Annotated in this window: 19 protein-coding genes; 15 read left to right on the top strand and 4 right to left on the bottom strand. The window is 69.6% G+C overall.

The annotated features are described in order from the left end of the window. Positions 1–75 precede the first annotated feature (75 nt). The 6 genes from ACFO0C_RS18105 (at position 76) to ACFO0C_RS18080 (ending at position 5839) form a co-directional block, all read left to right on the top strand. The gene (locus ACFO0C_RS18105) at positions 76–1260 is read left to right on the top strand and encodes an LCP family protein (RefSeq protein WP_378067829.1); all 1185 of its coding nucleotides are present in this window, start codon (positions 76–78) and stop codon (positions 1258–1260) included. A gap of 227 nt (positions 1261–1487) precedes the next feature. Then, entirely contained in the window at positions 1488–2528 is a 1041-nt protein-coding gene (locus tag ACFO0C_RS18100) for an LCP family protein (RefSeq protein ID WP_378067828.1), read from the top strand. 20 nt (positions 2529–2548) lie between these two features. Continuing rightward, a complete protein-coding gene (locus ACFO0C_RS18095; RefSeq protein ID WP_378067827.1) occupies positions 2549–2884 on the top strand; it encodes a rhodanese-like domain-containing protein in 336 nt (111 codons plus the stop codon). Beyond that, entirely contained in the window at positions 2881–3672 is a 792-nt protein-coding gene (locus ACFO0C_RS18090) for a glycerophosphodiester phosphodiesterase (protein ID WP_378067826.1), read from the top strand. Before ACFO0C_RS18095 ends, ACFO0C_RS18090 begins: the two co-directional genes overlap by 4 nt. An 84-nt stretch (positions 3673–3756) precedes the next feature. Then, on the top strand, positions 3757–4944 hold the full coding sequence (locus ACFO0C_RS18085; protein ID WP_378067825.1) for a sensor histidine kinase: 1188 nt from the start codon (positions 3757–3759) through the stop codon (positions 4942–4944). After that, entirely contained in the window at positions 4922–5839 is a 918-nt protein-coding gene (locus ACFO0C_RS18080) for a DUF5926 family protein (RefSeq protein WP_378067824.1), read from the top strand. Before ACFO0C_RS18085 ends, ACFO0C_RS18080 begins: the two co-directional genes overlap by 23 nt. Here ACFO0C_RS18080 and ACFO0C_RS18075 read toward each other — a convergent pair. Next, entirely contained in the window at positions 5836–7041 is a 1206-nt protein-coding gene (locus ACFO0C_RS18075; protein ID WP_378067823.1) for an arginine deiminase, read from the bottom strand. The two genes, ACFO0C_RS18080 and ACFO0C_RS18075, sit on opposite strands and share 4 nt — an antisense overlap. Positions 7042–7301: 260 nt before the next feature. Here ACFO0C_RS18075 and ACFO0C_RS18070 point away from each other — a divergent pair, with 260 nt between their 5' ends. From ACFO0C_RS18070 to pheA, 5 genes are all read left to right on the top strand, one after another. Further along, complete coding sequence (locus ACFO0C_RS18070) at positions 7302–8018, top strand: hypothetical protein (RefSeq protein WP_378067822.1); 717 nt, start codon at positions 7302–7304, stop codon at positions 8016–8018. Between the two features lie 74 nt (positions 8019–8092). Continuing rightward, positions 8093–8554, top strand: coding sequence for a hypothetical protein (locus ACFO0C_RS18065; RefSeq protein WP_378067821.1), 462 nt, complete (start codon positions 8093–8095; stop codon positions 8552–8554). Positions 8555–8637: 83 nt separating this feature from the next. Further along, the gene (locus ACFO0C_RS18060; RefSeq protein ID WP_378067820.1) at positions 8638–9024 is read left to right on the top strand and encodes an ACT domain-containing protein; all 387 of its coding nucleotides are present in this window, start codon (positions 8638–8640) and stop codon (positions 9022–9024) included. A gap of 24 nt (positions 9025–9048) precedes the next feature. Further along, positions 9049–9609: a hypothetical protein gene (locus tag ACFO0C_RS18055; protein WP_378067819.1), complete on the top strand. Its 561-nt coding sequence runs from the start codon at positions 9049–9051 to the stop codon at positions 9607–9609. 27 nt (positions 9610–9636) lie between these two features. After that, positions 9637–10578 carry a prephenate dehydratase gene (gene pheA, locus ACFO0C_RS18050; RefSeq protein WP_378067818.1) on the top strand — a complete coding sequence of 314 codons (942 nt, stop codon included), beginning with the start codon at positions 9637–9639 and terminating at the stop codon, positions 10576–10578. Here the strand turns inward: pheA and ACFO0C_RS18045 are convergent. The 3 genes from ACFO0C_RS18045 to ACFO0C_RS18035 form a co-directional block, all read right to left on the bottom strand. Continuing rightward, positions 10575–11315 (bottom strand): AIM24 family protein, encoded by a 741-nt coding sequence (locus ACFO0C_RS18045; RefSeq protein WP_378067817.1) that lies wholly within the window; start codon positions 11313–11315, stop codon positions 10575–10577. The genes pheA and ACFO0C_RS18045 overlap by 4 nt on opposite strands. A gap of 41 nt (positions 11316–11356) precedes the next feature. Further along, positions 11357–11698, bottom strand: a complete 342-nt coding sequence (locus ACFO0C_RS18040) for a metallopeptidase family protein (protein WP_378068499.1) — start codon at positions 11696–11698, stop codon at positions 11357–11359. A gap of 68 nt (positions 11699–11766) precedes the next feature. After that, positions 11767–12195, bottom strand: a complete 429-nt coding sequence (locus tag ACFO0C_RS18035) for an OsmC family protein (protein ID WP_378067816.1) — start codon at positions 12193–12195, stop codon at positions 11767–11769. A 67-nt stretch (positions 12196–12262) separates the two neighbouring features. Here ACFO0C_RS18035 and ACFO0C_RS18030 point away from each other — a divergent pair, with 67 nt between their 5' ends. From ACFO0C_RS18030 to ACFO0C_RS18015, 4 genes are all read left to right on the top strand, one after another. Further along, positions 12263–12922 carry a hypothetical protein gene (locus ACFO0C_RS18030; protein ID WP_378067815.1) on the top strand — a complete coding sequence of 220 codons (660 nt, stop codon included), beginning with the start codon at positions 12263–12265 and terminating at the stop codon, positions 12920–12922. A gap of 55 nt (positions 12923–12977) precedes the next feature. Continuing rightward, positions 12978–14234 (top strand): serine--tRNA ligase, encoded by a 1257-nt coding sequence (gene serS, locus ACFO0C_RS18025; protein ID WP_378067814.1) that lies wholly within the window; start codon positions 12978–12980, stop codon positions 14232–14234. Between the two features lie 108 nt (positions 14235–14342). Beyond that, complete coding sequence (locus ACFO0C_RS18020; RefSeq protein WP_378067813.1) at positions 14343–15152, top strand: HAD family hydrolase; 810 nt, start codon at positions 14343–14345, stop codon at positions 15150–15152. Further along, complete coding sequence (locus tag ACFO0C_RS18015) at positions 15152–15970, top strand: HAD family hydrolase (RefSeq protein WP_378067812.1); 819 nt, start codon at positions 15152–15154, stop codon at positions 15968–15970. The genes ACFO0C_RS18020 and ACFO0C_RS18015 overlap by 1 nt, the downstream gene beginning before the upstream one ends. Positions 15971–16173 lie beyond the last annotated feature (203 nt).

The raw sequence follows: 16173 nt of genomic DNA, 5'->3' as shown, positions 1-16173 counted from the left end.
TCACTCCTCCCACCTTCGTGCCGAAGCACCGGCGACGGCACGGAACACCGGCGGACACTACGTAACCTGGGTGACATGTCTGCCACCACCTCTCCCAGCGGCAACTCCTCCGGACGAGCGTCCGTGCCCGGGCCGGGCCAGCCCCCGCGCGGCGACTACAACGGCTCCTCACACAGTGGTGGCGACTTCCAACCGGCCGGCCCCCGTGGGCCGCGCCCGCCCGGCGGCACCGGCCGCTCCTACGGCGGCGGCGGCCGTCGTCCCCGGCTCCGGCCCAAGTGGGGCCGCATCGCCATGGTCGCCGGCGGCATCGTCCTGGTCATCGCGATCGTCGCCGGCATATCGGCGTACGGCTACTTCTCCGGCCTCGACGACAACCTGAAGCGGACCGACGCCTTCTCCGGGATCACCGCGGACCGGCCCGGCAAGACCGTCGAGGGCGCCTTCAACATCCTGCTGATCGGCACCGACTCGCGTGACCCGGACGCCGTGCAGGACAAGGCGAACCAGTGGCGCGCCGACACGCTGATCCTGATGCACGTGCCGGACGACCACAACTCGGCCCAGCTCGTCTCGATCCCTCGTGACCTGTGGGTGAGCATCCCGACCGGGGACAACGCGCCGTGCAGCGACAGCAGCCGGGCGAAGATCAACGCCGCGTTCGCGTTCGGTGGCATCCCGCGCGCCGTCCGGACCGTGGAGTGCATGACCGACGTGCGCATCGACCACGTCATGACCATCGACTTCAGTGGCTTCAAAGAGGTCACCGACGCGCTCGGAGGCGTGGACCTGAAGGTGGAGCAGGACATCACGTCCATCCACAAGCCCTTCCGCGAGTTCAAGAAGGGCACGATGCACATGAACGGGGCGCAGGCCCTGGACTGGGTGCGGCAGCGCAAGCAGTTCGCCCGCGGCGACTTCGCCCGCATGCAGCACCAGCAGGACTTCCTGAAGGCGATCATGGACAAGGCGGCCAGCAGCGGCACGCTGACCAGCCCCACGAAGCTGAACGCCTTCCTCGGTTCGGTGACCGAGGCGGTCACCGTCGACGAGACGTTCTCGCTGACCGACATGGCGGTCCAGTTCCGCAACCTGCGCGGCGAGAACCTCACCTTCATCACCAGCCCCAACAAGGGCAGCGACACCATCGACGGCCAGTCGGTCGTGGTCGCCGACCGGGAGAAGGCGCTGGCGCTCTACAAGGCGGTGGCCGACGACAAGATGGACGAGTGGCTGGCGGCCAACCCGGTCAAGAAGTAAGCGCCGGCTGTCAGTGAGCTATGACTTCATCTTGAAACCCGAAAGACCTTCAGCTGGTGCATGAGCTGTCCGTAAGGTGATGCAGCCCCCGATCTCCCCCCTTGGAGTGCTGCATGACCGTCACGGCGCAACGGCCGTCGCCATCTGTCGTGCCACCGTCTCCACCAGGGAAACCACGCAAGCGCCGGTCACCGCTCTGGGCGCGGCTCTCCGCCACGGCCGGAGCGGTGCTGCTGATCGCAAGCGGTGGCGGCATCGTCGGCGGCAAGATGCTGATCAGCCAGACCACCGAGACGATCGAGGTCCAGGACCTCACCGGTGACGCGAAGAAGACGGTCGAGGAGGGTGGCGGCACCACCATCGAGGGCCCGATCGACCTGCTGCTGATGGGTGTCGACAAGCGGGCCAGCTGGTCCGATGACACCCTGCACTCGGACACGATCATCATCCTGCACATCCCGGCCACCCACGACCAGGCGTTCCTGATCTCCGTCCCGCGGGACACCGAGGTCGAGGCGCCGGCGTTCCCGAAGAGCAAGTGGGAGGGCGGCACGGTCAAGGCGACCGAGGCGTTCTACTGGGGCGCGCAGAACGGCGCCGGAGCGGCCGGCGGTGCTCAGCTGCTGGCCAAGACCCTCAAGAACATGACCGGGATCAGCTTCGACGGCGCCGCGATCATCAACTTCAACGGTTTCAAGGGCGTGATCGACGAGCTCGGTGGCGTGGACATGTGCGTCGACCAGGAGGTCACCTCGAAGCATCTGGGTCTCGTCGACGGCAAACCGGTCTATCTCACCGACGCCAAGAAGGAAGGCTTGACCGCGAAGCCGGTGGTGCACAAGGTGGGCTGTCGGCAGATGGAGGGCTGGGAGGCGCTCGACTACGCCCGCCAGCGGTACGGGCTCAAGAACGGCGACTACGACCGGCAGCGCCACCAGCAGCAGCTGCTCAAGGCGATGGCCAAGAAGGCGTCGGAGAGCGGCGTGATGACCAACCCGTTGAAGATCAGTTCGCTGATCAAGTCGGCGGGCAGCGCCTTCACCCTGGACCTCGGCGACATCGAGCTGGCCGACTTCGCGCTCGGCATGAAGGACGTCGCGGCCAACGACATGGTGCTGCTGCGGACCAACAGCGGCACGTTCTCCAGCAACGGCAGCGGGCGGGAGCAGTTCCGGGAGATCAGCCTGGAGATGTTCGAAGCGGCGAAGAAGGACCAGCTGGCCCAGTTCGTCCTCGATCACCCCGAGGTCGTGGCGAACGAGAAGTGAACGCCCTTTACGCTGATCGGGTGTTCGGACCTCAGGTTCCCAGCGTCACCGCTGATCAAGTCGACCCCGCCGTCTACCTGCTCGACGTGCGCGAGCCCGACGAGTGGGAGGCCGGCCACGCGCCCGGCGCCCATCACCTGCCGATGATGGAGATCCCGGCCCGGATGGCCGAGGTCCCGACCGACGGCGAGGTGGTCGTGGTGTGCCGGGCCGGCGGGCGATCCGGGCAGGTCGTGGCCTACCTGATGAACAACGGGTGGGACAACGTGCGCAACCTCGACGGCGGCATGCAGTCGTGGGCCGCCCTCGGCAAGGACGTGGTCACCGACAACGGGCAGCCGGCCCGCGTGCTGTGAGTACCGGGTACCGCCCACTGGTCTTCGCCCACCGCGGTGGCGCCGACGCACTGCCCGAGCACACGCTCGGCGCCTATCTGCGGGCGCTCGAGGAGGGTGCGGACGGTCTGGAGTGCGACGTCCGGCTGACCCGGGATGGCCACCTGGTCTGTGTGCACGACAGCAAGCTCGACCGGACCAGCGACGGCCGGGGCCGGGTCAGCTCGAAGACCCTGGCCGAGCTGGACAGCCTGAACTACGGCTCCTGGCACCCCGGCTACCCGGCCGACGCCGAGCTGCCCGATCTGGCTCGTCTGCTCACGCTGGAGCGCTTGCTGGAGGCGGTGCGCTCCTGCGGCCGTCCGGTGCGGCTGCTCATCGAGACGAAACACCCGTCCCGGTACGGTGCCGAGGTCGAGCGCCGCCTGGTCCGGATGCTGCGTCACTACGGCCTGGCCGATCCGAAACCGGACGACGACGTACAGGTCACCGTGATGTCCTTCGCGGCGCTCGCGCTGCGGCGCATCCGCGCCCAGGCACCCGCTCTGCCCACGGTCTACCTGATGGAGTTCGTGCCGCCGGGCGCCGGCCGGGGCCGGCTGCCGTTCGGCGCCCGGACCGCCGGGCCCGGCGTCGAGCTGATCAGAGCGCGCCCGTCACTGTTGCCGGCGATCAAGGCGGCCGGACATCAGGTGTACGTCTGGACGGTCAACGACGAGGCCGATCTGAGTCTGGTGCTGGAGCACCGTGTCGACGGAGTGATCACCGACCGTCCCCGGTTCGTGCTCGACCAACTCGATCGGATGTGACGTGCACCACTGAGTGCCGGTCGACCCCAGGATTCGCTTAGGTTCATCTGCCCAAAACCTCTCAGGCGAGGCAAACTCGCAGACATGCCGGACCGCCCCGACTACGCGGCCCTGACCCGTGGTCAGGTCGCGGTTCTCGGCCGCCTCAACTCAGGCGAGGCGGGCCTGTCGGTGCTCCAGCAACTCGTGCGGCTGGCCGAGGAGTCACTGGGCGCCCGAGGCGCCGCCTTCGCGGAGGCCGCCGCCGACCACGGCCGCATCATCGTGGCCACCGGGGTCTGGGAGCCGGCGCTGGGCCGCCGGGTCGACCTGCGGCCCGACCCGGTCTCCGATCTCGTCGAGGGTGTCGACCCGCGCCACGTCCTGGGCATCCGGTGCGAGCACCGCGGCCGGCCGGTCGGTTCGCTGCACGTCTGTCTCGACGACGCGCCCGACCCGGAGTTCGGCGTCGTGCTGGAGCTGCTGGCCGGCCTGGTCGGCCGGCTGTACGGGCTGAACACCGGCCTACCGGCCCACGATGAGAAGAAACCCGACACCGACCGGGATCTGTGGGTCGCGGTCACCAGCCACGAGCTGCGTACCCCGGTCACCGTGATCAAGGGGTATGCGGACACGCTCACCAATCACTGGGACAGCCTGGGCGAGCCGGGCCGGCGCGAGGCGGTCCGCGTGATCGGCACGCGGGCTGGTGAGCTGGCCCGTCTGGTGGACCGGCTGCTCTCCGCAGCGAGCGAGCAGGACGGTGCGCTCGGCAGCACCCCGGCCGGCCCGTTCGACCTGGTCGAGGCGTTGCGTGAGGCCGCCGGCACGCTCCCCGCCGACGTGCGCGCCCGGCTGCGGCTGTCGGAGATGCCGGAGGACCTGCCCGAGGCGTACGGTTCCCGCGGCTCGATCGCCACCATACTGACCGAGCTGACCACCAACGCCGAGAAGTATTCGGATCCGGACACCACGGTCGAGGTGTGTGCCGGGGCCGACGACGACACGCTCCGCTTCCGGGTCTCCGACCGGGGTGACGGCATCGCGCCCGAGCACGTGGAGCACGCCTTCGACCGGTACTGGCAGGCCGATTCGGGTCACCACCGGGCCGGTGCCGGGCTCGGTCTCTACCTGGTCCGGCGCCTGGTCGAGCGGCAGAACGGGTGGGTGTCGCTGCGCCCGAGGGAGGGCGGCGGCACGGTCGCCGAGGTCCGGCTCCCCCGGGCACTTCCCGAGTCCGAGCGCACTGCCGAGCGACATGGGGTGGCCCATGTCACCGGTTCGCGGGAATGACCGCTTACCCTGGTTCCCCGTGAGCAAGCGTCGCAAGTCCCGCGAAACCGCACCGAAGACGAAGGTGCGCGACATCTTCGTCGCCCGCCCGTTCGAGGGCCTGGCCGACGAGCCGGAATGGATCGCTCTCCGCGAGCTGGTCCCGGCCGCGTCCGCGCCGCTGATCCTCAAGCCGGAGATCGTCGAGGAGTACGGGGACCGTCCGGTGGCCCTGTCGACGGTGCTTCCGATGGCGTGGCCGGCCATGTCCCGCCGTGACGGGAAGGTCTTCATCGGCCTCCAGCGGCACGTCCAGTCCGGTGACGTGTCCCGCGACCTGGCCGTGGCGATCCTCAACGCGCTGCGGACCGAGCCCGGAACCACGGTGTCGGTACCGTCCCTGCCCGGTGAGGGCCCGCGCCTCCAGGACATCCTGGTCGACAGCCCGCTCGAGATCACCATGCACGAGGGCTTCGAGTACTGGCTGGACCCCGAGCAGATGCAGGACGTCACCGTGAAGGCGTCGCTGGAGCGGGCGAACGCCTCGATCTACCCCACCGTGCGGCTGGCCGCGGCCAAGGCCGCCTACTGGTGCCGGGTCGCCCCGGACAAGAGCCACGTCCGCTGGGTGCTCGGCGACCCGGAGGACAAGGCCCTGGACGCCCTGTCCCGGCTGTCCGCCTCGGGTGACCTGCTGCTCGGCGAGGACACCAAGTTCGCCGGCATGTTCCGGGCGCACGGCCTGCTCGTCCCGGTGTGGGATGTGCCGGGTGAGCCGGAGGGCACCGAGTTCGAGGCGGCGCTGGCCGACTTCGTGAAGCGCTACACCGACACCCTGGCCGTCGACGAGCCCCTGGACGCGGCCGCCCGGCGCGCGAAGCAGGGTTTGATCGGCCGTCAGCTCACGCTGCGCTAGACGGTTGCCGCCGGCCTCAACGGGTCACGCTGGATGGGGCAGCTCATGCAGCGTGGCCCCCCACGGCCCGAGCCCAGCTCGGAACCGCTGATCCGGACCACCTCGATGCCGGCCCGCTCCAGCTGCGCGTTGGTCTCGACGTTGCGTTCGTAGGCGACGCAGAGCCGTGGCGCGATGGCGAGGGTGTTGTTGCCGTCGTCCCACTGCTCGCGCTCGGCGGTGACCGGATCGAGGCCGGTGTCGATGACCCGGAGCCGGTCGATGCCCATCGCCTCGGCCGCGGCCTCCAGGAACGGGCGTGGTGGCCGGACCGTCAGCTCGCCGCCGGGACCGGCCGTGACCGTCCACGCCCGCAGGCTGTCGGCGAGATTCGGATACATCACCACGGCGTCGACGTCCACCATGGTGCAGACGGTGTCCAGGTGCATGGTGGCGCGTTCCTGAGCGATCGGCACGGCCAGCACGGTGTGCGCGAGACCGGCCGCGATGACCCGCTGGGCGAGCCGCTCGGCACCGGCCGGGGTGGTCCGCTCGCCGACGCCGATGGCGAGGACCTCCGGGGCCAGGACCAGCACGTCACCGCCCTCGACATGCTCCAGCGACGGGTCGAAGAGCAACTCGGCACCGGCGAACCGGGGATGGTGCCGGTAGATGGCGTGGGTGAGCGTGGTCTCGCGCCGGCGGGCCCGCATGGCGAGGCTGGTGACCGCCACCCGGTCGCGCACCCAGACCGACGAGTCACGGGTGAACAGCAGGTTGGGCAGTGGATCGATGACGAAGTCGTGCCGGTCCATCATCTCGTAGACGAGGCCGCCACCACTCGACTTGATCTCCTCATGGGCCAGGCCCGCGACCAGGATCTCGCCCAGCCGGTCCGGCTCCTGATCGGCCAGGTAGCCGGCCACGACGGCACGCAGCGAGTCGCCGAGGCGACGGGCCGACAGGACTCCGGCGGTCAGCTCGGCGCGCGCCTCCGGCAGCGTCAGCGTCTCGGCCAGCAGGTCTCCGAGGTAGAGCACCTCGACGCCACGGCCGCGCAGCGCCTCGGCGAACGCGTCGTGTTCCTCCTGCGCCCTGCTGACCCAGGGGATCCCATCGAAGAGCAACGAGTCATTGTTCCTGGGGGTGAGGCGTGCGAGTTCCGCTGACGGGCGGTGCAGCAGTACGGTACGGAGGCGGCTGACTTCACTGTCGACGTACACCCGATCGACGTTAGCCGGTACCGAGCGCTATCGGGCCGTGACGTTGTGACTAGATCTTGGGACGGCCATGCATCAGCAAGGGGCGGGGGATAGCTTGGGAAGGTGCACATGCACCATCCGAAAGAAGATGCTGTCGTGAATGCGGCATTCATCCATACTCATTCCCCTTTCTTTCCCACCCGTCACCCTGTTCCGTAGGGACACGAGCACGTACGGTAGTTGGAAAAGAGAGCCCGACTGACCTTTTGCCGGAGGTCGCAGTGACTGTCTTCCCCGCCCGCCCCGCGCTGCCCATGCCGTCTCAAACGTCCACAGCCGTGGACCGAAGGCATCCGTCCTCTCTCGTGGACGAGCCGCCGCGCATCATCACACCCACCGAGTGGGCGCGCCGTCGTCGCGCCGAGCGTGGTGTCCGCCGCCTGGAGGCAGCCGGAGCACGCGCACTCACCAGGCTCGACCGACTCGGGCCCAACTGGCACATCGTGGACTGGCCTCGGACCGATGTCTCGCAGGCCTACTACGAGCCGAACCCGGCCGACGAGCGCGCCGGATTCCTCGCGATCGGCCCGGGTGGCGTCTACGCCGTCACGGTCGTCGATCACGGTCGCGCCCGCGTCCTGATCGCCGGTGACGTGGTCCAGATCAACGGAAAGCGCCCGGAGTACGTGGTGGAGGCCCGCAAGGACGCCCGCCGCGCAGCCAAGGCGCTGACCACCGTCGTCGGGCTCAACGTGCCGGTGACCGCGGTGCTCACGTTCGTGGGCAACGGCGTGATCAGCGTCCACGGCCTGCCCAAGGACTGTCTGGTCTCCACCGACAAGGAGCTCGACCGCCTGCTCATCGCCGGTGGTGCGAAGATCTCCCCGTCGACGGCCAACAAGCTGTCCGCGGTCGCCCACCACCCGGGCACCTGGTCGAACTACTCTTCCTACAGCAACGGACAGACGGCCGCTGACAAGCGGCTGAGCCGCCGGTAACGTTCCTTGCGACGCCATCGTGGGCCGGCGTTCCGCGTCGGCCCTGCGATGTCATGAGGAGCGAGGAGGAGCCGGTGGCGCATGTTGAGCTCTCCCTCTCGGGAGCGTTCGTCCCCCAGGCCCGGACACCGTCGGAGGCCGAGTTCATCACCGGCGTCGAGCGCTGGACGATGACGGTCGCGACGGCCGAGGAGCCCTGCCTGGTGATCGACGCCGAGGGCTCGATAGTCGCGGTCTCCCCGTCCGGGAGCGAGCTGCTCGGGCTGGGCAAGCCCGCCGACGCGGTCGGCCGGCGCCTGAACGCCGCGGTGCATCTCATCGACTTCACCGCGGGCGGCGGCCGCCTGGAGGACCCGGAGGCGGAGAACATTCCGCCGCTGCTCGCGCTGCGCAGTGAGCGGCTGGCCCGCGGGCTGATGCGGGTGCTTCCGGGTGAGGGCGAGGCTCCGCTGACGATCGACGCGATCTCGACACCGCTGACGGCCGGCGACCGCATCGGCGGGACGCTGACCTTCCTGTCCCCGGTACGGTACTGACGTCCTATTTGTTCGCTAAGGTGTGTCGTTTACCGCACGCGGCAACCGTTGGACGTTACAGATCCGCAACGTAGTCTGCGAACATGCTCGATCTAGACCTGTTACCGGGTGAATACGCGGTGTGTCGGCTTCCGGCCGGCTCTACCCTGCCCGCCACGCTGACCGCAGGTCCGGACGACAAGAGCGTCATCTCGGTGACCTGGGGTGTCGACGAGCTCTCGGTCATCTGCCCCAACGACCGGGTGCCCGCCGACGCGGTCGCCGACACGGCCTGGCGATGTCTGCGGGTCGCCGACCTCAACCTGGCCATGACCGGCGTGCTCGCGTCGCTGGTCGGACCGCTCGCCGAGGCCCGGGTCAACATCGTGACCTTCTCGACGTATGACACGGATTACCTGCTCGTTCCCACGGTGCGGCTGACCGAGGCGGTCAACACGCTCACCGCGGCCGGGCACCGTATCGCCAGTTGACGATCCAGCTCCTACCATGAGCGCGTGTCCCCCCGCACACGCCTCCTCGTGCCGGCCGTCGGCCTGCTGCTCCTGAGTGCCTGCGGCGCCCCACCCGAGGCTCTGCCGACCTCACCGCCGCTGCCACGTCCCACCGGCAGCCAGCCCTCCGCCGGCGGCCCGGCACCGTCGATGATCTACACGCCGCCGACCGCGGTCACCCCGACCTACACGTACCCGACACTGCCCCCGGTCACGATCACCACCCGGCCGACGACGACTCCGCCGACCACCACCACACCGGCCGGGCCGGCGCCGTCCTACGCTCCACGGTGCACGGGCGAGCCGACCGGGCCGCAGATCATCACGCTGGCCAAGACGAGCCCCGCCGTGCCCGACAAGGACGTGAGTGTCCTGGACGGGCCGTACTGCGCGGCCGGCTGGAGCTTCACCACGATCGGGATGACCGGCGCCGAGCCGCTGTCCGTTATCGCGACCGGCACGGGTGCCTCGCTGACCCTCGTCACGGTCGGCACCGACGTGTGCAACCCGACGGTGAAGGCACAGGCCCCGGCGGGGATCCGGGCGATGGCCTGCGGTTCCTGAGCGGGCCTTGCGACTAGACTTTCGAAAATGCCCGGTACGCCGCCCACCCGCTTCGCCTATCTCGGTCCCGAGGGCACCTTCACGGAGGCGGCCCTGCGCACCATTACCGCGGCTGAGCGCGGGATCCGTACCCCCGCGCGCAGTGTGCCCGAGGCCCTCGAGGCGGTGCGTGCCGGTGACGCCGACGCCGCGCTCGTCCCGTTGGAGAACTCGGTGGGAGGCGCCGTCCCGGTCACCCTCGACGAGCTGATCACCGGCAGCCCTCTGATGATCACGCGGGAGGTGCTGCTGCCGGTCGAGTTCGTGCTGGCCGCCCGTGCGCTGACGCCGCTCGCCACGATCCGCTCGGTCGCCGCGCACCCGCAGGCCTCCGCCCAGTGCCGGCACTGGCTCCAGGCCAACGTGCCGGACGCGATCGTCGTCGACGTGCTCTCCAACGCCGCCGCGGCGATCAGCGCGGCCGCCGGTGAGCACGACGCGGCCTTGTGCGCCCCGATCGGGGTGGGCCGCAACAACCTGACCGTGCTGGCCGAGAAGGTCGCCGACCGGGCCGAGGCGGTCACCCGTTTCGCGCTGCTCACCCGGCCCGGGCCGCCGGCCGCGCCGACCGGTGACGACGTCACCTCGCTGGCCGTGTCGATCCGGCACGACCAGGTCGGCGCGCTCCTCGCCGTGCTCACCGAGCTGGCCGTGCGTGGCGTCAACCTGTCCCGGATCGAGTCGCGCCCGACCGGTGAGCAGCTCGGGACGTATGTGTTCTTCCTCGACTGCACCGGGCACGTCGCCGAGGCCCGCGTCGGGGAGGCTCTGCAGGGCCTGCGGCGCATCTGTGCCGAGGTCCGCTTCCTCGGCAGCTATCCGAAACACCGTCTCCAGCCGGAGCCACCGGTCGCCGCGCCGCCGGGCCTGTCCGACGGCGACTTCGCCGACTCCGCGAGCTGGCTGGCCCGGTTGCGCGACGGCGCCTAGTCGTCGAAGAGGTCGCCCAGGATGCTGCCGCCGCTGCTGCCGGATTTCTTCTCGGCGACACGGACCAGACCGCCGGGCGGTTCCTCGGACGGCTGGACGATGACGAAGCCCTGACCGGCGAAACTCATCGTGAACCGCTCGCCCGTGGTCCGGCCCAGCAGCGTGCCCAGACCGAACTGCTCCGCCTTGTGGAAACCGGTCTGCAGGCTCGCCGACCAGGCGATCGCGGCCTGGGGGTCGACGTAGGTGGGCTGGTCGACGTTGAGCACCACGGGCGTGCCCCGGGTGGTGACCGCGATCCGGCCGTGCCCGGTGAAGACGCAGTTGAACAGGCCGGCACTGGAGAACATGCCGGCACCCTGGACCATCTTGATGTCGTAGTTCAGCGTGGAGTCGAAGGCCAGCACATTCGCCCCGTTGATGGAGAGGGCGTCGCCGGGCTCCAGGTCGATCAGGTGGATGTCGGCCGCATTTTCGGCGATGAAGACGTCACCGTTGCCACGGACCCGCATCAGCGGGACACCCTCGCCGGTCAGTTTCTGCTTGAGGAACTTGCCGAGGCCGCCGGAGCCGAGCGCCTCGAACGTCACCTGACCCTGATAGGCGACCATCGACCCGGTCCGGGCCAGGAACTCACCGTTCAACTCGGCCTTGAGGAGCTTCGCGTTCTGCAGCCGGAGCCCCGGCTGGCTGTGCTCTTTCTCCAGGTTCTCGGCCGAGAAAAGATCGCTGCGCATGACCCGAGGGTAGATCCGGCCGACAAGTGCGACCCGGCGAATCAGCCCCAGCCGAGGTCGTGCAGCCGCTGGTCGTCGATGCCGAAGTGGTGGGCGATCTCGTGCACCACCGTCACGGCGACCTCGTCGACCACGTCCTCCTCGGAGTCGCACATCTTGAGGGTGGGCAACCGGAAGATGGTGATCCGGTCGGGCAGCGCGCCCGCATAGTCCCAGCCCCGCTCGGTCAGGGCGGTCCCCTCATACAGCCCCAGGAGGTCGTCACCACCACCCGGCGGCAGATCCTCGACCAGGAAGACCACGTTGCTCATGAGCGACATCAACTCGACGGGCACCTCGTCGAGCGCCTCGCCCACCAACTCCTCGAAGCGTTCAGGACTCATATCGACCGGCACACACTCATTGTGCCCGGGTCCCCGGCGCGGCCGCTCACGACCGCGCCGGGTCGTCGTCAGACGAGCTTCGCGACCAGGCTGATCTCGGCGCCCGGCTTCAGCAGCCGCGAGATCGGGCAGTTCTCCTTGGCGGACTCGGCGAGCTCCTGGAACTTCGCGTCGTCGATGCCGGGGACATCGCCGACCGTCTCCAGGTCGATGCGGGAGACGCCGAAACCGGCGTCGGTCTTGTCCAGGTGGACCTTCGCGACGGTCTCGACCGAGCTGGGGGTGAACCCCGCGTCGGCCAGGCCCTTCGAGAAGGCCATCGAGTAGCAGCCGGCGTGCGCGGCCGCGATCAGTTCCTCGGGGTTGGTCCCCTCGCCCTCCTCGAATCGCGACTTGAAGGAGTAGGCGCCCTGGAGGCCACCCTTGCCGGTCTTGACGGTGCCGGAACCCTCGATGAGGTTCCCTTCCCAGCGGGCTGAAGAAGAACGAATAGGCATGTGCAGAACGCTATCCGATATGCCGCCCGTTGGTCCGCAGACCGGGCCAGGGGTCATCATGGATGGTATGGCGGAGTCCGTGATCACCTTCGGCGGCGACGAGACGCCCCGGCGGGCGATCTTTCGTGACCTGGGGCGGGACAGACGGCTACCGGTTCTGGTCGCCGGTCTCGGCGCGGTGGCGGCTTTCGGGTCGTTGTTCTCCGAGTGGCAGAAGACCACCCTCGCGTATCTGAACGTCGAGGGTGAGGAGGTGCCGGTGGAGCGGGTCGTGCTCTCCGGCCTCATCGACCTCGGAGCGCTGGGCGCGGGCTACCTGGTCGGCCTCTTGCTGCTGGTGGTCGCGGTCGTCCTCGTCCTGTTCGGGCCGGCACCCGGCCGGGCGTACGCGAGGGTCGCCGGTCTCGCCGTCGGCGGTGTCCTGGCCGCGCTGCTGTTGTCGCTGGCGCAGGAGCTGGGCGACGCGAGCACGGTGGTTCCGAAATATCTGGCGATCTACGACTTCACCGGCATGGGGACGCTGCGGATGACGCAGGGGCGCGGGGTGTGGTGCGCGCTGGCCGCGGTGGGGCTCGCCCTGATCGCGTTGTGGCTGCCCGCACGGGCCGCGCCGGCCCCCGCCGAGCCGCAGGTGACCGAGGTCCACGACGAGCTCGACATGACCATCGCGCCGACGACACCGTTCGCGTCGTACCCCGGCGAGCTGGACCAGCCGCACCGATCGTGACACCGGGGGATATCCGTGTGCTGATCGGACCATCGCGCCGGTAGGCTCGACAACCGTGATTGACCTGCGTCTGCTTCGTGAAGACCCCGACCTGATCCGCGCCAGCCAGCGGCTGCGCGGTGAGTCCACCGAGCTCGTGGACGCGCTGCTGCGTGCCGACGAGGAGCGCCGGGCCGCCACTCAGCGGTTCGAGGCGGTCCGGGCCGAGCAGAAATCCATCGGCAAAGAGGTGGCCAAGGCTTCCGGGGACGAGCGGGCGGCGCTGCTGGCCCGTACCAAAGACCTCGCCGTTGAAGTGAAGGCGGCCGAGGCCGCCGCGGGTGAGGCCGAGCAGGCGCTGAAGCGGGCGCACCTCGCCGTGCCCAACGTGGTCGACGGCGCACCCGCCGGTGGTGAGGACGACTTCATCGTGCTGCGCGAGGTCGGCGACAAGCCCGACATCGCCCAGCCGAGGGACCACCTGGAGATCGGTGAGGCGCTGCGCGCGATCGACACCGAGCGTGGTGCGAAGGTGTCCGGGTCGCGGTTCTACTTCCTGACCGGTGTGGGCGCGCTGCTCCAGCTCGGCATGCTGCAGCTGGCCATCCAGCAGGCGGTCGAGCACGGGTTCACGCCGTCGATCACGCCGACGCTGGTCCGGCCGGAGTCGATGGAGGGCACCGGCTTCCTGGGCGCCCACGCCAGCGAGATCTACCGGCTCGAGGCCGACGACCTCTACCTGGTGGGCACGTCGGAGGTGGCCCTGGCCGCCTACCACTCGAACGAGATCATCGACCTGAGCAACGGGCCGTCGCGGTTCGCCGGCTGGTCGTCGTGCTACCGCCGGGAGGCCGGCTCGCACGGCAAGGACGTCCGCGGCATCCTGCGGGTCCACCAGTTCGACAAGGTCGAGATGTTCTCGTTCTGCCCGCCCGAGCAGGCCGCCGAGGAGCACCTGCGGCTGCTCGCCATGGAGGAGGAGATGCTCGCCAAGGTCGAGATCCCCTATCGGGTGATCGACGTGGCGGCCGGCGACCTCGGGTCGAGTGCGGTCCGCAAGTTCGACTGCGAGGCCTGGGTGCCGTCGCAGGGCCGCTACCGCGAGGTCACCTCGACGTCGAACTGCACGACCTTCCAGGCCCGGCGGCTCAACATCCGCTACCGGGACGCCGACGGCAAGCCGCAGATCGCCGCGACCCTCAACGGCACGCTCGCGACGACCCGCTGGCTGATCCCGATCCTGGAGAACCACCAGCAGCCCGACGGATCGGTGCGCGTGCCGAAGGCGCTCCAGCCCTTCCTCGGTGGCCGGGACGTGCTCGAACCCGCTTAATCAAGAGGCAACCGACCGGCTACCAGTTGTCATAGATGCTGGTAGCCGATCGGGTGTACCGTTCTCCTTCCGCCCTCCGCGGGGGTCAGCCGACCCACGGAGGTTTCGATGAAGCCTGGGCTCCCCAAGCTGATCGCCACAGATCTGGACGGCACACTCGTCCGCAGTGACGACACCGTCTCGGCGTACACGCATGAGGTCCTCGAGCGGGTCCGCTCCGCCGGCATCCGGATCGTCGCGGCCACCGGCCGCGGCCCCCGCCTCACCTCACTCACTCGCAACGACATCCGCGTCGCCGACTTCCTGGTGCTGGCGCAGGGCGGGTGGGTGCTCGACCTGGAGGACTCCCGCTACCTGCGTCAGGCCCGCCTGCCCGGCCGGGCCCTCGGTGAGGCGCTCGGTGCTCTGGAGTCGGTGGCCGGCCCGCTGTCGGTCATGTTCGAGGCCCTGGAGCACGACGACTCCCCGCTCTGGGGTGACTACGACCCGACCTGGCGCTACCCGGTCACCGTCGAGTCCCGGACCCGGTCCGAGTGCCTGACCGGCGAGGTGATCAAGGCCTTCGCCCGGTCGTTCCAGCTCGACGTCGACGAGTTGCTGGCGCTCGCCCGCCGGGTGGTGCCGGCCGACCTGGCGACCGTCACCCAGGCGGGGCTCGCCTACGTGGAGATCTGCCCGTCCGGCGTCGACAAGGGCAGCGGGCTGTCGGTGGTCGCCGAGGCCGTCGGGGTCGACCCGTCGGACGTCCTGGTCTTCGGCGACATGCCCAACGACCTGCCGATGTTCGCCTGGGCGGGCTGGGGACGGGTCGCCGTCGCCAACGCGCACCCGGAGCTGATGGCCGTCGCCGATGATGTGACGCTCGCCAATGATCAGGACGGGGTGGCGGTCTACCTGGACCGGCTATTGTCGCGGTGATGGGATCCTTCCGACCGGCCGCGTCCGGCTCCTTCCGGCTGGTCGCGTCCGACATCGACGGCACGCTGATCACCAGTGAGCGCACGCTCAGCCCACGCACGCTCGACGTCCTGGGCCGGGTTCCGGTGCCGGTGGTCGTGGTGACCGGGCGGCCGCTGCGGTGGCTCTCCCAGCTCTACGACCAGTTGCCGGCCCCACTGCCGGCGGTGTGCGCCAACGGCGCGGTCATCTACGACCCACACACCGACGAGGTGCTGCGCGCGTCGCCGCTCCCGGTCGACCTGCTGCTCGAGGTGACGAAAAGTCTCCGCGACACCGTGCCGGACATCTCGCTGGCCGTCGAGGTCGAGGACGGCCGCGCCTTCCTGCACGAGGAGACGTGGACCATCCGGTGGGAGCACGACCACCGGGTGCGGGTGATCGCCACTCCTGAGGAGCTCACCTCGGTCCCGGCGGTCAAGTTGTTGGCCCGGTCGTCGACGGCCGACCCCGACGACTTCCTCGCGCTGATCAGCCAGACGCTGGGTGACCGGGCCGAGGCCACACGTTCGTCGTCGTCCGCCCTGGTGGAGATCTCGGCGGCCGGTGTGACGAAAGCGGCGGGCCTCGCCTGGTTCTGCGAGCGCGAGGGCATCACCGCCGACCAGGTCGTCGCCTTCGGCGACATGCCCAACGACATCCCGTTGCTGAGCTGGGCGGGTCGCGGCGTCGCGGTCGGCAACGCCCATCCCGCGCTGCGCGCGGTCGCCGACGACGTCACCGGCACCAACGATGCCGACGGCGTCGCCGATTACCTGTCGTCGCTGTTCGATCTCTGATTCTTGGTACGGGGCGGACAGCCCGACGCCGAACCACCCCGTCCCGTGGCTCCCCGCGGGGCAGGCGACATTCCGGGCCGAAACGCGACCGCCGGGCTGATGCGACGGCTCACCTGACTGCACACCCGTACCCGAGGTGACCTACGCCCCGCAGAGCGCCACACGGCACCGCTCACGCTCTGACGGTCGCTGTGTGGGGTTAC

It is taken from the genome of Actinoplanes subglobosus, from assembly GCF_042650585.1.
GTDB classification, from domain to species: Bacteria; Actinomycetota; Actinomycetes; order Mycobacteriales; family Micromonosporaceae; genus Actinoplanes; species Actinoplanes subglobosus.
The sequence above is the reverse complement of the archived record's forward strand: the minus strand, read 5'-3'. Positions and strand labels throughout refer to the sequence as shown.

What these genes read in the sequence shown, in the direction of transcription:
- ACFO0C_RS18030 (WP_378067815.1), top strand. Translation starts at nt 12,263, where the DNA reads ATGGCGGAGTCCGTGATCACCTTCGGCGGCGACGAGACGCCCCGGCGG.
- ACFO0C_RS18045 (WP_378067817.1), bottom strand. Translation starts at nt 11,315, where the DNA reads ATGCGCAGCGATCTTTTCTCGGCCGAGAACCTGGAGAAAGAGCACAGC.
- ACFO0C_RS18015 (WP_378067812.1), top strand. Translation starts at nt 15,152, where the DNA reads ATGGGATCCTTCCGACCGGCCGCGTCCGGCTCCTTCCGGCTGGTCGCG.
- ACFO0C_RS18060 (WP_378067820.1), top strand. Translation starts at nt 8,638, where the DNA reads ATGCTCGATCTAGACCTGTTACCGGGTGAATACGCGGTGTGTCGGCTT.
- ACFO0C_RS18080 (WP_378067824.1), top strand. Translation starts at nt 4,922, where the DNA reads ATGTCACCGGTTCGCGGGAATGACCGCTTACCCTGGTTCCCCGTGAGC.
- ACFO0C_RS18105 (WP_378067829.1), top strand. Translation starts at nt 76, where the DNA reads ATGTCTGCCACCACCTCTCCCAGCGGCAACTCCTCCGGACGAGCGTCC.
- ACFO0C_RS18085 (WP_378067825.1), top strand. Translation starts at nt 3,757, where the DNA reads ATGCCGGACCGCCCCGACTACGCGGCCCTGACCCGTGGTCAGGTCGCG.
- ACFO0C_RS18020 (WP_378067813.1), top strand. Translation starts at nt 14,343, where the DNA reads ATGAAGCCTGGGCTCCCCAAGCTGATCGCCACAGATCTGGACGGCACA.
- ACFO0C_RS18040 (WP_378068499.1), bottom strand. Translation starts at nt 11,698, where the DNA reads ATGAGTCCTGAACGCTTCGAGGAGTTGGTGGGCGAGGCGCTCGACGAG.
- pheA (WP_378067818.1), top strand. Translation starts at nt 9,637, where the DNA reads ATGCCCGGTACGCCGCCCACCCGCTTCGCCTATCTCGGTCCCGAGGGC.
- ACFO0C_RS18035 (WP_378067816.1), bottom strand. Translation starts at nt 12,195, where the DNA reads ATGCCTATTCGTTCTTCTTCAGCCCGCTGGGAAGGGAACCTCATCGAG.